Source organism: Photorhabdus namnaonensis (assembly GCF_001684335.1).
Classification (GTDB): Bacteria; Pseudomonadota; Gammaproteobacteria; order Enterobacterales; family Enterobacteriaceae; genus Photorhabdus; species Photorhabdus namnaonensis.
Map to the genome: position 1 here is coordinate 40,813 of NZ_LOIC01000082.1, position 22,822 is coordinate 63,634.

A 22,822-nucleotide genomic window follows, 5' to 3' on the forward strand; every position below is an offset into this window, starting at 1 on the left:
AGTGATAATGAATAAGAAGAGTAAGGTATTTATACTGTGAGAGCAGTATAACTCAACATTGGTAGTGACTTACTATCTATATCATTATCACCGGCGACAAGCTTGACCTACGCGATAGTCACTTGTTTATCCAGATAGACATCTTGAACCGCATTAATCAGTTCAATACCCTCTTTCATGGATTTTTTGAACGCCTTACGACCGAGGATTAGCCCCATGCCGCCTGCGCGTTTATTAATGACGGCGGTGCGAACTGAATCACTCAAATCATTATTACCGGATGCACCACCTGAGTTAATCATACCGGCGCGTCCCATGTAGCAATTAGCTATCTGATAACGGACCAGATCGATAGGATGGTCGCTAGTCAAATTAGTGTAAACACGTTTATCGGTATGACCAAAACCAATTGCAGTATAGCCGCCATTATTCTCGGCCATTTTCTGTTTAACGATATCGGCGCCGATAGTGACTGCCAAATGGTTAGCCTGGCCTGTTAGGTCCGCACTGGAGTGATAATCTACCCCCTCTTTTTTGAAGGCGGAATTACGTAAGTAGGCCCACAATACCGTTACCATGCCTAATTCATGCGCTCGTTTAAAGGCGGCTGAAATTTCCTCAATTTGACGCCGTGATTCAATAGAGCCAAAGTAAATTGTTGCGCCAACGGCAACGGCGCCCATCTCAAATGCTTGTTCAACACTGGCATATAAAGTTTGATCATATTGGGCGGGATAGCTCAGTGCTTCATTGTGGTTCAGTTTAACCAAAAATGGGATCTTATGAGCATAACGACGAGAAACAGAGGATAACACGCCATAAGTAGAGGCAACACAGTTACAGCCGGCTTCGATAGCCAGTTCAACGATATTTTTGGGATCGAAATAGAGAGGATTTGCTGCAAAAGAAGCGGCAGCAGAATGTTCTACTCCTTGGTCCACCGGCAAAATAGATAAATAACCAGTGCCTCCAAGACGACCATGATTTAACAATGTTTGCATGGAGCGCAAAACTGTATTGGGTCGGTTATTGTCGATCATTACGCGGTCAACAAAATCGGAGCCTGGCAGATAGAGATTTTCACTTAGGATGGTATTACAACGATGTTGCAATAAATTGTCCGCATCTTTGCCTAACAACTTAGCGATATCAGTCATGTTTTACTCCAGTTATGAAAAGATATCATTGATTGTCATTTATCCTTTTTAGGATAACAAGTTGTATTGGGAGGGAAGTGGTAGTGGATCGCTTCAGGTGGGGGGGATAAAGAGAATTTTATTACCTGGAAAGTGGATATTTAGCGCAAGAGTGATGTGACCATTCTTTAGGGGATATAGGGGCGAAAGCGTAAACTCTTTATGTGTTGGGTTATATATTTTTGTAATTCTTATTGTTTGCTAGCAGACATTTTTCTTGGATAAGATAAATAGATGTATGAGATTTAATACTGATAAAGAATAAATTATTCATTGTATTTATGACATTGATATTTATTGTGTTTTGATAAATTGCAATATCAATATAGTTGAACTGATCGTCTTTGTTGATATTGTTAATATTTCCTTGGTTTTTATTATTCAACAATGAAATGTTTTCATTATAGATTGGATATATATTATTGTTTCTATAAAGTTTCTGGAAAAATAATTTATATTTTATTGATTTAAGTTTTTTATCTATACAGATTATATACTATAAGTTTAACTATTTCTCTTTATCAATATCAAAAAAACGGAAATAAATCTATTATCGTAAATCTCTATCTATTAGTGCCTTTTTATTTATGAAGGAATCAATTTTTTAGTTATTGTTCTTTATTGATTTATAATATTACAATGTTGTTGGATGGAATTTATAAGATTATTGGGTGATTTTGGAGCTAAAACTAATGTAAATTTATCATTCTCAATAAATAACTCATTGATTAATATTGAATTGTTGTGTTGTTTGCGTAATTTAATTAACCGGTAAATAAAATTATTATTTATATTTTATTATTTATGTCGCTAAACTTAATGTTTTATTACATGAGTCTTTTATAAAGATAAAATATATTTTTCTATTATTTAAATGAGTTTTACAAGGTTAAATGTTCATATTTCCTTATAGCTATTGATATAAATTTAATTGGTTTTGATTATTCATGTGAATAATTTTCCATTTTGGTGATTTATTTATAACCATGTTTCGATATTATACATGATAAATAACTATTTTTGACGTCAATGTTTTTAGATCCACATAATCCTGTAAGCAACAGTCAATATAGTTATTTATTCTTTCTTAAAAGTGATAATAATATAAAATAATAATTATACTAAATTCTTAGTTTTAACTTGTATTTATCCATTAATTAACTAATTGAAAAATACATCAATATAGTTTGATTTTGTCACAGGTGGAAAATTTCTCATGTTTTTATTACCAATAGTGGCATTTCGGTTTCTTTCATTTGCCAAGAGTAATTTCTTATTACATTTCTTCTTGAGTAATTTGTTTGCAAACGATGTTTTATAAAGTTATTGGATCTATTGATATAGGTTAAGAACTTGATAGATAAAGGTTAAGTGTCTATTGCTGTTACTCGCTAAGCTAATTTTTCCTGATGTTATTGTTAGGTGATATTTTTCATGCTGGTCCGGTGTAAAAATGGATTTCTATAGTTTTTTGGTTTGCTGAGCAGCTCCTATTGTGGGATTAAATTTCATCTTTACAAGAGAGTAACATGTACTGTGCTGTTGTTTATCAGCTTTAGGGTGATTTGGCTATTTTATCCCTGTTTATACTATGGATATATAAACCGAAATCCATTTTGGGTTGTTAAGTCGGTATAGTCAGCTAAATGTTGAACTAATAGTTTTAACAATAAGTAAATTGTAATTATCTGTTTTCATAATTTTCACCTGATTAATTCTATCAAATTGTATAATATTTGGTCTAAATATGATGGATTTCCTGAATTATTGAACAGTGGAAAATTTTAATTACATTTCTTTAGATAGTGTGATATTTCAATAAGTAGAAATATTTTCTTATTAATATATAGGTATAAGGAACACATTGATATAAATATTCATGTCTTTAATAGTTAAATTTCTCTATTTAATTAATCATGTAAATGAATTTTGTAACTTGTTGATTTTATTTTTCGGAGAAAAAAGAAAAGGCCAGCTCAAGGGAGATTGAGCCGGCCAAGGAGGTGGTTCCTAGTCTTACTGTAAAACTTTTTTAATTTTTTATTTTTCGTCAGCAATACTACGGTAAATAAAATAGTATTGATGTGATCTGTTTCTAAAAAAAGAAATATATCCTCATAAAGAGGGGATATTGATGATTATTTGTCTGAGTCTCAGTTCGTTTGAGCAGATTGAGAATTAATACCATTTAGATTACGTATTAATAAGGCATAATTAATATCGATTTGTTCCGGAATTGGCAAATAGACAATATACCCATCTCCAGGCGCAACTTCCATTGGTTGGCCTTTTTTATCCTGCATTGCTTCCAATGTAAACTGGATATTGCCTGATGGTGTCATTAATTCGAGACGATCTCCGATCATGAATTTATTCTTGACAGCGACTTCAGCTAATCCGTTGACTCGTTTACCCGTAAATTCACCAACAAATTGTTGTGTATCGGATATCGAATAGCCATATTCATAAGTCTGATAGGCATCATGGGTATGACGGCGTAAAAATCCTTCGGTATAGCCGCGATGAGCGAGTCCTTCTAACGTTGTTAGCAGAGTTGGATCAAAAGGTTTCGCTGCAACGGCATCATCAATGGCTCGGCGGTAAACTTGTGCTGTGCGAGCGCAGTAATAGAAGGATTTTGTCCGTCCTTCGATTTTCAAAGAGTGAACGCCCATTTTAGTTAATCGCTCAACATGCTCAACAGCACGTAAATCTTTAGAATTCATGATATAAGTACCATGCTCATCTTCGAAAGCTGACATATATTCACCAGGGCGTTTTGCTTCTTCGAACGTAAATACTTTATCTGTTGGTGTACCCTTTCCCAATGTTGGCTCGATATTTTCTGTCGGTATAGGTTCATGCATATGTACAATATTACCGATATCATCCTCTTTGCCTTCTTGGACATGGTATTCCCAACGGCAGGCATTAGTGCAGGTTCCCTGATTGGGATCTCGTTTATTAATGTAGCCGGATAACAGGCAACGACCAGAATAGGCCATACACAACGCGCCATGTACGAAAACTTCCAGTTCCATATCGGGAACCTGCTGGCGAATCTCGTTAATTTCATCAAGAGAAAGTTCTCGGGAAAGAATGACCCGCGTCAGCCCCATTTGTCGCCAGAATTTTACTGTTGCCCAGTTGACTGCGTTAGCTTGAACGGAAAGATGAATTTCCATTTCAGGAAAAGCTTCACGAACCATCATGATCAGTCCGGGATCGGACATAATGAGAGCATCTGGCCCCATATCAATGACAGGTTTTAGATCACGGATAAAAGTTTTCAGTTTGGCATTGTGAGGCGCAATATTGACCACAACATAAAAGCGTTTACCAAGCTCATGGGCTTCTTTAATGCCGAGCGCCAAATTTTCGTGATTAAATTCATTATTGCGAACGCGCAGGCTGTAACGTGGTTGACCGGCATATACGGCATCTGCGCCATAGGCAAAAGCATAGCGCATATTTTTCAGCGAACCGGCAGGGGAAAGTAATTCTGGAGTAAACATGGTTAAAAAATTCTCGATTTGAGTTGAGATTAGTTTTCACTATAAAAAGTAAGGATAATGTGGGGAATTCTAACGCTTAATTTGTTGAGGACACAAATTTATTCGCATGAAATGTCCGGTTCTATTGATCGATGAAGGGCGCCTTATCAATTGACAGTAACTTTCAACTGATAAGGTGCGGTTTATCATGAAAAAATGTCATTCTGACTTTGTTAAATCTCGGACATTGGTGCTGGAACCATGTTTAATCGCAGATTGAATGCCTTTTTTGGCTGCGACTTCATTGTCGTGAGATTCGCTGATGCCGATAACTTGATAGTTTCTCGCTTTCAGCACGAAATAGGACTTGCCAGATTTATTTTCTCTGATTTCGAAGTTTTTTTCTGCCGGTGAATTTGCTTGGACAGAACGAATTCCTTTATTCGCTGCTGCCTTAGTGGTGTACATTTCACTGGTAAGGATAACTTCACCGTTCGATGCTTTTAAATTGAAGTAATACTGCTTGTTTTTTGTTCTCTTAAGATCATAATGACCTATAGCCATAAGAAATTCCTCCAATTAAAGGTAAGTATTTTTAATATAGCTGAATTTCTGACCGGTGAAAGGTTGAGAGAAATTTAATTCAGTTAAAATGTGACAGTTATAACAAACGGCATATATCCGCTTCCCATCGGTAGCCAAGTCCATAAATAGAACGAATGAATGTTTTACTGTTGTCCAATTGCTCCAGTTTACGGCGTAAATTTTTAATGTGACTATCAATAGTACGGTCTGTCACGATTCGGTGATCGTCATACAGATTATTCAGTAATTTATCGCGGGAAAATACTTGCCCTGGGCGACTTGCCATCGTTTTTAATAACCGGAATTCAACCGGGGTTAAGTCTAATATTTTATCGCGGTAACGCGCTTGGAAACAGGCTTCGTCAATTTGCAGATCACTTTGCTTGACAATATCTTGTGGTCGGTAACAACGACGAAGAATCGTTTTAACTCGCGCGACAATTTCACGTGGACTATAAGGTTTACAAATATAATCATCTGCCCCAATTTCCAATCCAAGTAAACGGTCAATTTCTTCCGTTTTGGCAGTGACCATGATAATCGGTACGTCAGAGAAGCGGCGAATGTCCCGGCAGATAGATATGCCATCACAGCCTGGAAGCATCAGATCCAGCAAAATAATATCTGGAATATGTTGTTGTACGTGGGAGACAACTTCATCACCCCGCAGTAGCCACTGGGTTTTGTAATCAGCCGCCCGCAGGTAATCAACCAGCAACTGACCAAGCTTTGGTTCATCTTCAACAATCAAAACAGTATATTGTTCAAACTCTGTACTCATAACGTTTCGCCGTCGAGGGATTTAGTTAGCGGCAATTCTACGATAATTCTCAAACCACCTAAAGGTGAGGGTTTGGCATGGATTGTCCCGCTATGTGCTTCAACAATGTTATAGCAAATAGCTAACCCAAGCCCTGATCCGCCACTGGCACGGTTTCGTGAGGATTCACTACGGTAGAATCGTTCAAAAACCCGTTGGCATTGCTCTAGTGACAAACCGGGCTTACTGTCCTCCCAATTCAGAATGAAGTGGTGATCGTTAGAACAACCTTTAATGATTAATTTTCCATTATCAGCGGTATAGCGAAGACTATTTTCCAGTAAATTATGAAATAGCTGAGTCAATCTGCTTGGGTCGGCAAACACCATAATAGTTTCAGGAAGTTTAACATCTATTTGGATTTGTTTATCAAGGAAACGTCCACGATAAGATGCAATAGCAGCCTGAATTAACTCACTGATATTGATAAATTCTTTCCGGTATGCCAGCGCTCCGCGATCGGATAAAGAGAGTTGGTGTAGATCATCAACCAGTTTGGTCAATGTGGTAATTTCAGCCAATAACGAATTGAGCGTTTCTGGGGTGGGTTTGTGGACACCATCCTGTAACGCTTCCAATTCACCGCGCAATATAGAAAGGGGGGTGCGCAGTTCATGAGAAATATCTGCCATATAATCGCGACGCATCTGCTCGTTTTTTTCCAGAGTACTGGCGAGCTGATTAAAATTGTGGGCAAGCTGACCAATTTCATCTTTACTTGATGGTGTGACTCGGGTGCTGAAATCGCCGGCTGCCAGTTTATGTGTCCCTTCAACCAAACGTTTAACGGGTTTTAACATACCGCGGGATAATAATAGCGTGGCTATGATTGCCAGCAAGGTAGATAAACCGGCAATGATCCAGCTTGTCAGTTGTTGTTGGCGATCAAAACTGATGTCAGCTTGACGGGTAATTTTATCTGATGTGCTGACAATGACCCAGCCAACGACTTGCTGATGATAGAGGATTGGTTTGCGATAGGTCTCTGCCGGGATTTTACCTTCATGACCGACCAGTAGTTTCATGTCGCTGTCCACTACCCAAAATTGAGTTCGCCAGCCGCGAGGTGGTGGACCTTGATAACTTTCACTGGTTTGTTCAATGGAGCGAATAATTCGAAAAATTACCCGGTCATTTCTCTTTAAGAATTTCCAACTACCATATTGCTGATATTGTTCAGCCAGCGCTTCGGCTAACATAGCAGTACGTAACTGGATATTTTGTTTTATATAACCAATAAAACCATGCTGGAAGCTGCTTCTTACGCCCCAATGCATAGTGATAAGCACCAGCATACAAGTGGCGAAGATGGCCATAAATAATTTACTGTTGATGCCGAGTTTCATGATGGCTCCATAATTTGCCTGGAGGCACGCCATTGTTGCCACTTTTCCCTTAGTCGATCAAAACAGAGATAGACCACCGGTGTGGTATATAGCGTTAAAAGCTGGCTCATGACCAAACCACCCACAATGGTTATTCCTAAGGGTTGGCGTAATTCCGCACCGTCGCCACTACTCAAAACCAGTGGCAGAGCACCAAACAAGGCGGCCAGTGTAGTCATCAGAATTGGACGGAAACGTAACAGGCTGGCTTGGAATATCGCATCACGGGCGCGAATATTACCGTTACGCTGAGCTTCAATAGCAAAATCCACCATAATAATGGCGTTCTTTTTTACGATGCCAATCAATAACATGATGCCTATTAACGCTATCAGACTGAATGGTGTGTCAAACAGTTCCAATGCCAGCAGGGCGCCAATGCCGGCAGAAGGCAGGGTAGAGAGAATAGTCAATGGATGGATATAACTTTCATACAGTATCCCTAGCACCAGATAGACGGTAATAATGGCGGCCAGGATCAAGAATAATTGGGATTTCTGGGTTTCCTGGAAAATCTGGGCGGTACCAGCAAAAGTGCCGCGAACTGTTGAGGGTACACTGAGTTCAGTCATGGTTCTTTCAATTGCATTGACAGCATCAGAGAGGGTATAGCCTTCCGGTACATTGAAAGCAATGGTTGAAGCAGCAGAAAGCCCTTGATGATTGACACTCAGCGGAGCGTTAGCTGGTTGCCAATGGGCAAAATAGGAGAGTGGAATAGCTTTTCCTTGATTGTTAATCACAAACATTTTTTCCAGTGCGCTGACATCCTGTGTATATTCTGGTGCAACTTCCATCACAACCTTGTACTGATTAAGTGGTTGATAAATGGTGGATATTTGTCGCTGACCAAAAGCATTATTCAGCAGGCTATTGGCTTCACTGACATTGATCCCCAGACGAGACATGGTATCGCGGTCATAGATTATTGCCATTTCAGCCCCTTTATCCTCTTTATCCGAATTCACGTCGGTCAGTTGGGGCAATTGCCCTAATGCCTTACGGATAACCGGCTCCCATTTGCGAAGATCATTCAGATCATCTGCCAGCAATGTAAATTGATAGCTGGCATTGGCCTGGCGACCGCCAGCCTTAATATCCTGTACCGGAATGAGAAACAGATTTGCCCCCGGTTCATTGGCAAGTTTAATTCTCAGGCGTGAAATAACCTGTTCAGCGCTTTCTGAACGCTCTTTCAATGGTTTCAGAGAGATAAATATAAAGCCATTATTCACCCTCCCACCACCAGTAAAACCGATAACGCTGTCTACAGTAGGATCTGCATTGATTACCTGCATGAAATTTTTCATTTTTTCACGCATAGATTGGAAAGAGATACTTTGGTCTGCCCGAACGAACCCTAGCAATCGACCGGTATCCTGCTCCGGGAAGAAAGTTTTGGGGATATGGATATAGAGCCAAACATTTAGGGCAATGATGCCAGCCAAAATTAACAATACCCAACGGCTATGATTAAGAACCCACATCAGGGAGCGTCCGTAAATTTGCTGAATTTTCAGCAGAACTGTACCGAATCCCCGTATTTTCTTCTGTGCTTTGGGAAGCTGAGATTTAAGTAAATGAGCGCACATCATTGGCGTTAGTGTTAGAGAAACCAATAATGAGATGCCGATTGAGGTGGTTAAGGTAATGGCAAATTCACGGAACAGCCGACCAACCAATCCATCCATGAGTAGGAGCGGGATAAAGACGGCTACCAATGAAATACTCATCGAAAGAACTGTAAAACCCACCTCCCGGACACCACGTAGTGCCGCGTGCATGGGTTTTATACCCGCTTCAAGGTGGCGGGAAATATTCTCCAGTACCACAATCGCATCATCCACCACAAATCCTGTGGCGACGGTTAGCGCCATTAAAGAAAGATTGTTCAAACTGAAACCGCACAGATACATGGCGGTAAAGGTGCCAATGAGTGAAATGGGTACCGCGATGGCCGGGATCAATGTTGCGCGACCGGAACGTAAAAACAGGAATACCACTAGAATGACTAGCCCGATAGCAATCACCAATGCACGTTCGACTTCTGCTAATGAAGCACGAATCGTTGGTGTGCGATCTTGAGTAACTTTCAGTTGAATACTGGCAGGAATAGATTCACGTAATGCAGGTAATTGTTCCCGGATACGGTTTACTGTGGCAATAATATTCGCGCCAGCCTCACGGCGAATAACCAACAAAATAGCTGGTTTACCGCCAGAAATTCCGGCTGCTCTGACATTCTGAACAGAATTTTTTACATTTGCTACATCCTGCAATCGCACCGGTGAACCGTTGTTATAGTGAACGATGATTGGGCGGTAGCTTTCGGCTGTTTTTAACTCGTCATTCGTTTGAACTTGCCAGTGTTGCTGATCGGAATCCACATATCCTTGTGGACGGCGAACGTTGGCATTGCTGATAGCTTTGCGTACCGCGTCTAGCGAAACTCCCTGATGAAACAGAGCGCCAGGATTTAATTCAACTCTGAGTGCCGGTAATGAGCTTCCGCCAACAGAGACTTCACTGACACCTTCAACTTGGGCGATTTTCTGAGCCAGTTGAGTAGAGGCAAAATCATAAAGCTGCCCTTGATTATAGGTATCAGAAGTCAATGTGAGGATCATAATCGGGGCGTCAGACGGGTTGACTTTGTAATATTGCGGTCTGCTCGGCATACCGGAAGGCAACAGACTTTGAGCGGCATTCAATGCTGCCTGTACATCCCTTGCTGCGCTGTTAATATCACGATTAAGGTCAAATTCCAGTGTGATATCGGTATTGCCAAGGGAGCTGCTCGACGTCATTTCATTAACTCCGGCAATTCTACCTAAGGCATGCTCCAACGGAGTAGCGACAGATGAGGCCATTGTCTCCGGTGAGGCGCCCGGTAATGAGGCGTAAACGGAGATCACCGGAAAATCCACTTGTGGCAAAGGAGAAACCGGCAACAAGGTAAATCCCAATACCCCAAATAGGGTTATAGCTAAACTCAATAGCGTGGTGGCGACAGGACGTTGGATAAATAAGGCAAAAAATTTCACCGCGGCTCCTGATGATCAATAGATAAAGTGTTTGGGGCTGATAGCTGGCGATTGCGGCGATAGTGTGCCAACCGGTCAAACAGTAAATAGATCACCGGCGTAGTAAACAACGTTAGGATCTGGCTCATAATCAATCCACCTACCATACAGATACCCAGAGGTCGACGTAATTCAGCGCCTACACCGGTACTGAGCATTAAGGGGAGTGCTCCAAGCAACGCTGCCATTGTGGTCATCAGGATCGGGCGGAAACGTAATAAACACGCCTGATAAATGGCTTCGTAAGGCGATAATCCCTGTTCGCGTTCTGCCGCCAGCGCGAAATCGATCATCATGATGGCATTTTTCTTCACAATACCTATCAACAAGATAATGCCGATGATTGCAATGACATCCAGTTCCTGACCTGCCATCATCAGCGCTAATAGTGCGCCCACTCCCGCTGTCGGCAACGTGGAGAGGATTGTCACAGGATGGATGAAGCTTTCATACAATATGCCTAGCACGATATACATAGCGATAATGGCAGCCGCGATTAGCCACAATGTATTGCCCAGTGCGCTTTCAAATGCCAGCGTTGTTCCCTGAAATTGGGTGGAAATGTCTTTGGGCATTTTGATCAATTGTGCTGCATTACGAACAGCATTGACCGCTTGTTCGAGAGAAGCATCCTCGGCAACGTTGAAAGAAAATGTCGCAGAAGGAAATTGAGCGAGATGATTGATTGCCAGTGGGCCAAATCTTTGTTCAATAGTCGCAATGGCTCTGAGAGGTACGACATGGCCGTCAGTTCCGTTAAGGCGGATGTTATCAAATGCTGCCAGCCCTGGAGTCGATGTTACATCATGTTCCAAGATGATCCGATACTGATTAGCCTGTGTATAAATGGTTGAAATTAGCCGCTGGCCGAATGCGTTGTAGAGCGCGTTATCTATAGCGGCCATTGAGATACCCAATCGGCTGGCTGTGTCTCGGTCTACCTTAACGTAAGCGATGAGCCCCTGATCTTGCCAGTCGCTGCTGATATCAACCAGTTCTACTCTCTGCTTTAGTTCAGTCAGCAATTTGGGCACCCAGATACTCAGTTCATCGAGAGAGGTTGCCTGCAAAGTGAATTGGTATTGGGTACGAGTAACCTGAGTGTCAATCGTCAAATCTTGTATTGGTTGCAGATAGAGTTTTATGCCGGGTATAGCGGCAACTTTTTCCTGCAAACGCGGAATGATGTCAACGATTCTGTCATCACGCTGATTCAGTGGTTTTAGTGTGATTTGCAGTCTCCCGTTATTCAATGTTGGGTTACTGCCATCAATACCGACAAAGGTGGCGATATTTTCTACTGCCGGATCTTGCAGTAATAGAGATGAAACTTGCTGTTGCTTATCTACCATTGCAGCAAAGGAAATGGATTGCGGCGCTTCAAGTGTTCCCTGAATCAGTCCATTATCTTGCGATGGAAAAAATCCTTTTGGAATCACCAGATAAAGCAGGGCAGTTAACGCCAATGTGCTTAGGGCGATGCCAAATGTAATCCACGGATGATTCAGCGCTCTTTTTAGCCATACGGCATAACCGGCAATCATTTGTTCAAAAAAGCGTTCACTGGCTTGTTCAAAACGATTGTGTTTTATCTGTGATTCCGGTTTCAGTATTCGAGCGCACATCATGGGGGTTAATGTCAGCGAGACAATGGCTGAAATCAGAATTGCTACGGCCAGAGTAATCGCAAACTCACGAAACAGGCGGCCAACGATATCACCCATAAAAAGCAGCGGGATTAGCACCGCAATCAAAGAGAAAGTCAGGGAGATAATGGTAAAACCGATTTCACCCGCACCTTTCAATGCCGCTGTCATCGGTTTCTCGCCTTGTTCTATATAACGAGAGATATTTTCAATCACCACAATGGCATCGTCTACGACAAAACCGGTGGCAATGGTGAGCGCCATTAGCGTCAGGTTATTGACGGAGAAACCGCAGAAATACATCACTGCGAATGTACCAATCAGTGAAAGAGGAACAGCGATACTGGGAATGAGTGTTGCAATACTGTTACGTAAAAACAGGTAAATCACCATAACAACCAGTGCAATTGCCAGTAACAGCTCAAACTGAACATCTTTCACAGAAGCACGAATGGTTGTCGTGCGGTCAGTCAGGATTTTCATCTCGACGGATTTAGGCAAGCTGCTGATAAGTTCCGGCAACATCTGACGAATGTTATCTGTGGTTTCAATGACATTGGCGCCAGGTTGGCGCTGAATATTAATCACAATGGCTTGTTTGTTATTTGACCATGCACCGAGTTTGGTGTTTTCAGCGCCTTGTTCAATGGTTGCGACATCTTGTAACCGTACCGGCGATCCGTTTTTATAGGCAACGATCAAGTTGCGGTAATCGCTTAATGATTTCATTTGATCGTTAGCTGAAAGCGTGACGGAACGGGTCGGACCATCAAGGCTGCCTTTGGCGGAGTTAACGTTAGCGTTGTTGATTGCAGTGCGGATCGTTTCGCTATCCAATCCCTGTGCCGCGACTGCTTGAGCGTTTAATTTTACTCTGACGGCTGGTCGCTGGCCGCCGGCGAGTGTCACCAATCCTACACCGTTGACCTGGGAAATTTTCTGTGCAATACGGGTTTCCACCATATCTTGAATCTGTGTCATTGGCATTGCGTCGGAGGTGACCGCCAGCATTAGAATAGGCGGATCAGCGGGGTTAACCTTGCTGTAAATAGGAGGGTAAGGAAGGTCATTCGGCAGTAAATTACTGGCTGCGTTAATGGCTGCCTGCACTTCCTGTTCGGCGACATCTAACGGCAAAGTCAGTTGGAATTGCAATGTGATAACGGAAGCGCCGCCGGAACTTTGGGATGCCATCTGTTTAAGACCGGACATTTGCCCGAGTTGTCGTTCCAGTGGTGCGGTGACTGCCGAAGTCATCACATCGGGGCTTGCGCCGGGGTAGAGTGTGACGACCTGAATGGTGGGATAGTCCACTTCCGGTAGCGCAGACACCGGCAGCATGCGATAGCCGATAATACCTGCCAGCAGGATTGCTGCCATAAATAGCGTAGTGGCGACAGGCCGCAAGATGAACAGGCGTGATGGTCCGCCTCCTGGGATTAGGGAGCTTGCCTGCATCAGGAATTCTCCGTTTTGTCGTGTTTTTGCGGCTGAGGCTTATTTACCATCGGCGTGACAATATCCACTTTAGCGCCATCTGTCAGGCGATCGATACCGTCAGTGACCACTTTATCACCTGCGGCTAAGCCGGTACTGATAACAACGCGTTTTGTATCCTGCAATTTGACCGTGACCAGATGCTTGCTGACTTTATTCTCTTTGCCTAACATCCAGACAAAATTCCCTTCATTACCCATTTGCAGAGCGGCATTTGGGATCACCACGGCGTTTTCCAGTGTATCGACTTTAATACGGACATTAACGAACTGATTTGGGAATAAGACGCTATCTTGATTGGAAAAACGGGCTTTCAACTTAATTGTGCCGGTAGCGGCATCAATTTGATTATCAATGCTCAACAATTTTCCTTCGGCAAGTTGTTGCTGGTTATTGCGATCCCAGGCACTAACAACGACGTCATGATTCGCTTTCTGAGCTTGCAAAACAGCATTGATATCGTTTTCAGGGAGTGAAAATAGCACATCTACCGGATCGGTTTGGGTAATAACCACAATAGGAGAGTTATTGCCACTGGAGATAAAATTCCCTATATCAATCTGTTTCAAGCCCACTTTACCGGAAATAGGCGCCGTAATACGGCTGTAAGTGAGTTGAAGTTTCGCGTTATTAATTGCTGCTTGATCAACTTTCAGACTGGCTTCGTGTTGGCGGACAAGTGCACGTTGATTATCCATTTCTTGTTGGGAAATCAGGTGAGTGTTTGCCAATTTCTGGTAGCGATTGAGATCTTGGCGGGCATTCGCCAATATTGCTTCATCTTTCGCCAGTTGGCCTTTGGCTTGTGCTAACTGAACCTGAAAAGGGCGTGGATCAATTTCCGCCAGTAAATCCCCTTGTTTAATTTGTTGCCCTTCCTGAAAGTGCAAAGCGATAAGCTGACCTTCAACCCGGCTGGTGACTGTGGCGGTATTGGCGGCTTGAATGGTGCCAAGCCCGGTCAGAAAGCGAGGAACCGCCTGCTCTTTTGCCGTGGCGATTTGAACCGGGGGTAACGGGGGATGCCTTAAACCGGAAGGTTGATCCGATGCGCTAGATTGTTGAGGAGTTTTAAATTGGTACCAAAAAAATATGGCCGCAGCGATGGCAATGACGGCTAGTGTTGCACGGAAAATAAGGGTACGGCGTTTATTATTTTGATTCATTTCTTCGACATTCTCTCAAACGCAAGGTCAAGGTATTGCTTGATTATGTCCGATTGAAATATCGGTTTAATCACATCTATTAGTTTAGACAGTGAGGATAGGCTAAAAAATGGAGAAAATGTGGAAAATATGTCAAGGAAGCGCTTTTTAAGGTAAATTAAGGCGTTTTTTGTCAATTTTTTCGAGACGGCTCCAGAAATTATGCAAATGGTGCTGCCTTTGTTACCTTCTTTTCCTTTTTCTCGTTCATATTTGAGTATAATTTTAAATAGATAAACTTAATGAAAGACGTTAATTGTCTATCTTAGGCAGCTATTTTTTCTTTATTTTTTGCATGTATTGTTATTTATAACCCATAACTCCAAATGATTTATTGACGATATATACCCTACGGATTTCAAGATGCTTCGCGACGGCAAGGGAGCGAATCCCCGGGAGCATAGCAAACTATGTGACTGGGGTGAGCGAGTGCAGCCAACAAAGAGGCAACTTGAAAGATGACGGGTATATTGTGAAATAGATCACATACTCGTGATATATCTCTGTGCACATTGTTTCTTGATTTTGAAAAAAGGTCATGTGACTTTTTTTTGGCGGAACTGATAACTTAATGTAAGGATCATGATAAAGAGAGGTAGTTTATGAGACATTTTATTATTGATACAGATACGGCTTCCGATGATGCGGTTGCATTACTAATGGCGCTTCGTGAGCCATCAGTTTTTATTGAGGGTATCACCATTGTTGCCGGTAATTGTGCTGTTGCTCAATGTAGGAAAAATGCGTTAGTTAGTATTGAAAAAGCAGGAACATATATTCCCCCGGTATATGAAGGAATGAGCAAGCCATTATTTAGAGAACACTATGCTTCATATCATATTCATGGGAAAGATGGTATGGGTAATATGGATTTACCAGAGTCTTCACTAATAGCAGAGGATAAACATGCAGTAGATGCAATTATTGATATCGTAAAAAAATTCCCTGGTGAGATAGAGATAATCACTTTGGGGCCATTGACAAATATTGCGATGGCTATCTTAAAAGAGCCAGATTTGTATAAGCTTGTCAAGGGGGTTTATATTATGGGTGGGTCGGGTATGAAACCGGGTAATATTACGCCGTTAGCTGAATTCAATATTTATGTTGATGCCGAAGCAGCACATATAGTATTGAATTCTGGATTGCCTCTTATATTTTGTGGATGGGAGCTAGGTATGGAAGAGGCTTTTATTGATGAATTCGATATGGATAAATTAAATTCTTTAGGTGATCTTGGTCAGTTTGCAGTGAACTGTAATAGAACATTGGTTGAATTTAATGCAGGAAGGACGAATAGAAAAGGGTTTGATCTGCCTGATCCTATAACAATGGCTATTGCTTTATATCCGAATGAAATGATAGAGGATAAATTAGAGACGTATGGTTATGTTGAATATCAAAGTGTGCGTTCATATGGGCATTTAGTTATTGATTCAACTGATCTTCTCAATCATCCCCATAATATGACTGTGGTGACTAAGATCAAGGGTAGAGTATTTAAGAATAAACTATTTGCATTATTGTCATAATTTTAATCATATAGGCGGATAAAAGATGAATTTTAATCCTGATTTACTGAGAAAGGTGGAGTTACATACACATCTTGATACTGGGTTGAGCTATCATTTCGTTAAAAAACTTATTCCTGATATTACCCAGAAGTCGTTTTGTGAAAAATATATTGCCTCTGAAAAATGTCATGATTTAGGCGATTTTCTAAATAAGATTACTCCTTCATTGGATTTACTGCAAAAAAGGGAGGTAATAGCTGATGCTGTAGAAGATCTTTTCATGCAATTAAAAAGCGATAACGTAGCCTATGTTGAGATTAGATTTGCCCCTTTACTGCATCTTCGTTTAGGGTTAAGTGACTGCGATATTGTGGAAATTGTTTTGGAGGCAATGAAAAGTTCTTCAATTAAATATGGTATAGCAGCCGGTTTAATATTGTGTACATTGCGGCATTTTTCAGAAGATCAAAGTTTGAGAACTGCATATCTAGTCAATGAATATGTTAAATATGGTGTTGTTGCTCTTGATCTTGCTGCCGATGAGGCAAGATATTCACTCAATGCGCATTTGAAGGCGTTTAGAATGGTGTTGGAAAATGGTGGAAATGTTATTGCGCATGCAGGTGAAGCGAAAGGGGCTGAGAGTGTGCGTGAGACTATTAATAAATTAAATATCTCTCGTATAGGACATGGCGTCAGGAGCATTGAAGATCGAGATGTTATTGATCTTATTATAGAAAGAAATATACATTTAGAAATATGTCCTACATGTAATATTGTTTGCGATATTTATGATATCTATGAAAATCATCCAGTTAATCTTTTAAAAGAGATTGGTGTCAATATTGGGATTAATACGGATGCCCGGACAGTTGCAAATATAACTTTATGTGAAGAATATTTGAGGATTAATCGATATTTTGGTTGGCAATATAGTGATTTTTTTGAAACAAATTTGAATGCATTACAGGCTTCCTTTTGTAGTAATGAACTGAGAAGTCGATTGGAAAAGGAAATAGTGAGATTATCATAGTGAAAAATTTTATTTTATTCATCTTTATGTACAATTGAAAAAGTTTATATTAAATCTGTAATCTGTAATCTGTAATCTGTAATCTGTAATCTGTAAATATCTTAGTGGGGAAATTTATGGAGAATAAATGGAAAGATCGGAAATATTTAAATATACTTAGTTATATACCCTATGGATTTCAAGTTGCATCGCGACGGCAAGGGAGCGAATCCCCGGAAGCATAGATAACTATGTGACCGGGGTGAGTGAACGCAGCCAACAAAGAGGCAGCTTGAAAGATAACGGGTATAATGTGATTTAAGATATAGTGGGTTAAATATGTGTGTGGATAAACAGAGGAAGCTGAAAAATTATATTGATAAATATCATCTTGATAGTATTTTCCCATTAGAGTTTATGCAAAAATTAGATTTGGTTGATGTTAAGAAAAATACTTATCTTACACATCAGTCATCGAATTTTACTCATCTCTATATTTTGGTTGAGGGGAAACTTAAGGTTGAATTTTATAATGTTAATGGCAAATTCTTTGTTTTTGCCTTTGCTACTCCTCTTTTTCTTATTGGAGATTTAGAACTTTTTCATTCCCAAGAGAATAACATAATTAATACTATTTTTGCTCAGGAGCAGTCAGTACTTCTATCAATACCGTTAGAGACGGTGAAAACATTTGGCTTAACGGCTCCTGGATTTCTTGAATTTGTTTGTAAACAACTCAGTAATAAGCTTTTCGAGTCTTTTTTGTTTCGGTCGGGAGTATTTTTGACTGTTGAGGATAAATTAAAGCGATTTCTTTATTATAATTCGGAAAGAAATGGATTTGTACAGATATTAGAGAGAAGGGAAGACTTAGCATCTATTTTAGGTGTTTCAGTTAGGCAATTAAATAGGGCTATTAAGAGTTTGAATGAGAAAGGAATCATTATGTCAAAGAATAAGAGAGTTGAAATTATTGATTATGATTTTTTAAAAAAGGATATTGAATTCCAGTTTGATGTTAAGTGATGTAAATAAGAAATCCTATTTTCTCAAATAGCTGCATTGTTAGCAGGATAAACAATGCAGCATATCAACACAATGGCGAAATTATGATATGAAATTAAAGTAACCAGATTCTGAAAAATCTTTACCAGATTCTTTGAAACGTTCCTTTGGTAGTGGGTAGCCTAAAGAGAGATATTTTTCAGCGAAATAGAGAGCGCTTTGGTTGGTTAAGCCGATAGTATTAAGGTTGTCAACAACGCTCTTTGGTAGATCGCATTTAATATCTTTAATGTAATCTATGATAGTATTTTTTACCCCACTGCCATCTGGCATTCTTATTTTTGGTCTGTCAATGATATATTCGGGTATTTTTCCTCTGAATGCTTCACGTAAGATATGTTTTTCTACCCCGTTATTGAGTTTGTAAGAGAAATCCAGACTTAAAACATAAGGAACCAGTGCTGAATCCATAAAGGGAACTCGTGCTTCAACCGTATTTCTCATGCTTGCCCGATCGACTCTTTGTAAATCAGTTCTATGAAGATTATTTAATCGATATAGGGAGAGATAATGGGGATCGGGATATGTCTTAAATAGATCGTAGCCAGCAAAAATTTCATCACTGCCTTCTCCACATAGCGCGATTTTAAAGCCGAGGCGGTTAGCGATATAATAACCAAAGTGAGCAATATTCGAATCAATTGCATCAATTTGTTCGAAAAACTCACCATAATAGATAGCATCTTGGATGTTATTAATTAATTCTTCCTGAGTAAAGGTATAGATAATGTGCTTTATCTTATTCTCAGAACAATATCTTTGGGCAATTTCAATATCTTTTGAGCCGGGTAATCCAAATGAAATTGCTGTAACATCGTGGTGATATTTGTGTGCAAGATAGAGCACAATGGTGCTGTCTATACCGCCGCTAAACATAATTGATATTGGCAGATCTGTATCAACCCTCTTTTTGACCGCATTATCTAAAAGTGAATAGACTTTTTCTTTTGCCTGTTCGAAATTATCATTGCTTGCGAAAATATTTGTGTCGTAGCTAATATATTTTTCATTGGTAAAGCCGTCGAAAATTGAACCGGGTTCAACGGGTTTAATTTCTGAATTGAATTCGATCAATGATTTTATTTCTGATGCTACATACCAGTTACCCTCTTTTTGTGTGTAATAGAGTGGTTTTATTCCGACATGATCTCTTCCTAATAAGAATTTATTATTTTTATTATCAAATAGAATAAAGCTAAACATTCCATCTAATTTTTTAATAAATGACTTGCCATAGCAAATGTAGGCAATTAGGGCAACTTCTGCGTCGCCGCCATTTTTAAATTGATAGCCTTGTTTAATTAATTCATTTCGAAGAGACTTATAATTATAAATTTGACCATTTAGAACAAGATGAAGATCATGTTCCTGATTCGATATGGGTTGATAGGCTGAATCACGTTCGACAATAGCAAGTCTGTTGGTTGCGATTGCAAAATTATTTCTGACAACCTTTTCATTAAACCGAGATGAATCACCTCGATGTGCTATTTTTAACATTATAGTATGTAGCTTATTCTCAATATCATCAATAAGCCTGTTTTCTGTATTAAAAATACCACCAATTCCACACATAGTGAATTCCTTTGGTTAAGAGTTATCAATGATATTTAAACGTCTTCTGGTATAGGGCCAGAATATTTTAATTCATTCACGTTGGCGCCTAATGTGGATATTTCGGCGAAATATTCTGGATAGGTTTGACCAACATGATATGGCTCACTAATAATGAGAGGTTCGTCACAATGTAAACCTATTGTTGTGAGCGCCATGATTAATCCATGATCGTAATGACCATCAACAATAACACCGCCTTTATATCCATATGGATTACCATAAATCATTAATTGATCTAGTTTCTCTTCTGATCTAATTCCTATTTTGTCTAATTCTCGCCGAAAATCGGAAATTCTATCTGATTCTTTATAGCGAATATGTTCAATGTTATAGAAAACGCTTTTACCATCGGCAAACGCGGCTAATGCAGCAAGTGCAGGTACCGCATCTGGCGCCAGTGAACCATCGAAATCTTGCGCTTTTAGGCAGCCGTCAGAGCGAATATTGAGACAATCTTCTTTGATAAAGCTGATTTTCGTTCCACTGTTAATTAAATAATCCACCACCGCGCCGTTACCTAATTCCTCCTCAAAGAAACCGTTTAGAGTGACGTCAGAATTCAGTGAGGCGCAAAGTGCAAGGATCGCTGCCGTGCTAGCGGGATCAGCGCCGACGCTAAATTCTGATGGGATAAATCGACTTTTTCCTGTGGTAAAGAAATTGCGGAATTTATCGTCATATTCAATATTGATGCCGGCTTTGCGCAAATTATTAATTGTCGTGTGAACCATCGATGGCGCGGTAATTGTATCAGTGACTTTTATTTGCAGATCTCGTTCACTGATAGCACCTAAGTAAAGTAGTCCACTCAGGAATTGGGAGCTTTTTCTGCATGAAATCTCAGTGTAATTACCGATGTTTCTATTTGATTTCATGCTTATTGGTAAAAGTGAATCTGGCCCAACGGCGGTACACTGAATATTGAGTAATTTGAGTGCGTTGACCATTTCTGATTGTGAACGTGTACCTAGGGAGTGACGGTACTCTGTAATAAATTCAGTATCAGGTAAATAACCGGATACACCCATTAAGAGTCGTAATACAACGCCAGAATTACCTGGATTAAAGATGATTTTTTTATCAATTTTTCTGATATCTATGCCTTTTACAGTTGTCCCTGTAATATCATTATTGAATGATGCTCCTAAACGGGAACAGTTTAATTTCATTGCTGTTGTATTGTTCCCTGATGCCATGTTATTTATTTTACTTGTACCTTCCGTTAATGATGCAGTCAGAATGGCGCGAGTTGAAGAACTTTTTGAGGCAGGTAAAGTTATTGAACCATTTATTGATTTGGTTTTATTGATTTCGATAAATGGCGGATGATTATTACCATAATACTTCATATTTTTATCTCGCTTATTATACTGTTAGCTAACTTATTCTAGCCCCGAGAGAATTTAAGGATTGGATAAATCCAGGAAAACCATCATCTAATTTATGTATATGATTAACTGTTGTTGGTTCTCTTGCTCCTAGCGATGCAATAATATTGGATGCGCAAATCCGATGATCATAGTAGCTGAATATTTCAACGCCTCCATTTAATGGTCCGTTACCGTTAATCCTTATTTTGTTGAAAGCCCCGGTATCATTAAAAATTAAATAACTTTTTCCTCCCATCATGCGTATGTTTTCGTTGATAATAAATGCACGTTGGCATTTATGATTATTTATAGCATTAAGACCGGAAAATGTGATATCTCCATTACCATTAATCGCCGCCGCGATGATATTAGTGGCAACGGAAGGGAGTTCATTTAAATGGATTTCATCTTTAATGGCGTTATATTCCCCCTCCAGGCTGATATTAAGTTCATTCTTAATTGGATTATAGTTTAAATTCATACCAAATTTTTTATATATGTCGAATAGTACTCTTTCGTTAATGGTATTCCCCAGATAATAACTTTTTATGGTGACTTTGCTTGGTCGGTTAATACTTAATATTGATGAAGCAATGTAGCTTAGTGATGTGAAATCCGAAGGGATATTAATAGTAATATCTTTTGATTGATATTCAGTTGAAATAAATGTACTGCCTATGCGGGTGATTTTGCTCCCCAGTAACGCCATCATGTTAATTGTTATATCGACGTATCCATTCTTAATTTCACCATTGTTGTTAATGATAAGACTTTTTCCTTTAATAAATGGTGAAACAAGAAGAGAGAATGATAGGAATTGAGTGCTTTTATTGAAGTTTAATGGTGACTGTGATGGATAGATTCTCCTGGAAACCATGACGATATTTTCTTTTTGCTTTTCTGCAAATACATTTAGATATGAAAAAAATGATTCATCATACAGGCTTTCTCTGTTAAACAATGAATCATTGCATTTTATATAAACTTCTTTTTCCGTCAGTGAGGCTAACGCGACACTGATTCTAAATAACATACCAGAGCCATTAGCATTAATAATCCCATTACAATGATATATTGGACGTGCTCCTTTCAATATGATGTGATTTTTACCTCTGTCCAGAATTTGCAAACCAAACTGTTGTAAAGCAATAAGGAGATCTTCTGTTTCGGTACACCACGATATATTATTTACGGTAGTTGTTTCTTCATTCAATAGTGCTAATAGTAGCGCTCTTTGGATATGAGGCTTAGATAATGGTATGACTATTTCCCCATTAAGAGTGGAGCCGGGGAGCACGCTAATTTTATTCATGCCAAGCCTCCAGGTAGATCA

General features: G+C 39.8%; 14 protein-coding genes. 3 read left to right on the plus strand and 11 right to left on the minus strand.

The features are described from left to right. Nucleotides 1–107: 107 nt before the first annotated feature. From fbaB to Phpb_RS16950, 8 genes are all read right to left on the minus strand, one after another. Complete coding sequence (gene fbaB / locus Phpb_RS16910) at nt 108–1,157, minus strand: class I fructose-bisphosphate aldolase (RefSeq protein WP_065391367.1); 1,050 nt, start codon at nt 1,155–1,157, stop codon at nt 108–110. Between the two features lie 2,192 nt (nt 1,158–3,349). After that, the gene (trhP, locus tag Phpb_RS16920) at nt 3,350–4,711 is read right to left on the minus strand and encodes a prephenate-dependent tRNA uridine(34) hydroxylase TrhP (RefSeq protein WP_065391369.1); all 1,362 of its coding nucleotides are present in this window, start codon (nt 4,709–4,711) and stop codon (nt 3,350–3,352) included. A 198-nt stretch (nt 4,712–4,909) separates the two neighbouring features. Next, the gene (locus tag Phpb_RS16925; protein ID WP_036805088.1) at nt 4,910–5,254 is read right to left on the minus strand and encodes a YegP family protein; all 345 of its coding nucleotides are present in this window, start codon (nt 5,252–5,254) and stop codon (nt 4,910–4,912) included. Nucleotides 5,255–5,351: 97 nt separating this feature from the next. Beyond that, on the minus strand, nt 5,352–6,056 hold the full coding sequence (gene baeR, locus Phpb_RS16930) for an envelope stress response regulator BaeR (protein ID WP_065391370.1): 705 nt from the start codon (nt 6,054–6,056) through the stop codon (nt 5,352–5,354). Next, nucleotides 6,053–7,441, minus strand: a complete 1,389-nt coding sequence (gene baeS, locus Phpb_RS16935) for an envelope stress sensor histidine kinase BaeS (RefSeq protein ID WP_065391371.1) — start codon at nt 7,439–7,441, stop codon at nt 6,053–6,055. The genes baeR and baeS overlap by 4 nt, the downstream gene beginning before the upstream one ends. Further along, nucleotides 7,438–10,524 carry a multidrug efflux RND transporter permease subunit MdtC gene (gene mdtC, locus Phpb_RS16940; RefSeq protein WP_065391372.1) on the minus strand — a complete coding sequence of 1,029 codons (3,087 nt, stop codon included), beginning with the start codon at nt 10,522–10,524 and terminating at the stop codon, nt 7,438–7,440. Before mdtC ends, baeS begins: the two co-directional genes overlap by 4 nt. After that, nucleotides 10,521–13,667, minus strand: coding sequence for an MdtB/MuxB family multidrug efflux RND transporter permease subunit (locus Phpb_RS16945; protein ID WP_065391373.1), 3,147 nt, complete (start codon nt 13,665–13,667; stop codon nt 10,521–10,523). Before Phpb_RS16945 ends, mdtC begins: the two co-directional genes overlap by 4 nt. Continuing rightward, entirely contained in the window at nt 13,667–14,872 is a 1,206-nt protein-coding gene (locus tag Phpb_RS16950; RefSeq protein WP_065391374.1) for an MdtA/MuxA family multidrug efflux RND transporter periplasmic adaptor subunit, read from the minus strand. Before Phpb_RS16950 ends, Phpb_RS16945 begins: the two co-directional genes overlap by 1 nt. A gap of 641 nt (nt 14,873–15,513) precedes the next feature. On the opposite strand from Phpb_RS16950, the gene Phpb_RS16955 reads away from it, so the two are divergent. From Phpb_RS16955 to Phpb_RS16965, 3 genes are all read left to right on the plus strand, one after another. Continuing rightward, nucleotides 15,514–16,443, plus strand: a complete 930-nt coding sequence (locus Phpb_RS16955) for a nucleoside hydrolase (protein WP_065391375.1) — start codon at nt 15,514–15,516, stop codon at nt 16,441–16,443. A 25-nt stretch (nt 16,444–16,468) separates the two neighbouring features. Next, nucleotides 16,469–17,458 carry an adenosine deaminase gene (gene add / locus Phpb_RS16960; protein ID WP_065391376.1) on the plus strand — a complete coding sequence of 330 codons (990 nt, stop codon included), beginning with the start codon at nt 16,469–16,471 and terminating at the stop codon, nt 17,456–17,458. 324 nt (nt 17,459–17,782) lie between these two features. Continuing rightward, nucleotides 17,783–18,463 (plus strand): Crp/Fnr family transcriptional regulator, encoded by a 681-nt coding sequence (locus tag Phpb_RS16965; protein ID WP_240492595.1) that lies wholly within the window; start codon nt 17,783–17,785, stop codon nt 18,461–18,463. A gap of 81 nt (nt 18,464–18,544) precedes the next feature. On the opposite strand, the gene asnB is transcribed toward Phpb_RS16965, so the two are convergent. From asnB to Phpb_RS16980, 3 genes are read right to left on the minus strand one after another with little or no spacing between them, the layout of a single operon-like run. Then, entirely contained in the window at nt 18,545–20,077 is a 1,533-nt protein-coding gene (gene asnB, locus Phpb_RS16970; RefSeq protein ID WP_065391378.1) for an asparagine synthase (glutamine-hydrolyzing), read from the minus strand. A gap of 35 nt (nt 20,078–20,112) precedes the next feature. Continuing rightward, on the minus strand, nt 20,113–21,468 hold the full coding sequence (aroA, locus tag Phpb_RS16975) for a 3-phosphoshikimate 1-carboxyvinyltransferase (protein ID WP_065391379.1): 1,356 nt from the start codon (nt 21,466–21,468) through the stop codon (nt 20,113–20,115). A gap of 28 nt (nt 21,469–21,496) precedes the next feature. Next, nucleotides 21,497–22,801 carry a 3-phosphoshikimate 1-carboxyvinyltransferase gene (locus Phpb_RS16980; protein ID WP_065391380.1) on the minus strand — a complete coding sequence of 435 codons (1,305 nt, stop codon included), beginning with the start codon at nt 22,799–22,801 and terminating at the stop codon, nt 21,497–21,499. Between the last annotated feature and the right edge of the window lie 21 nt (nt 22,802–22,822).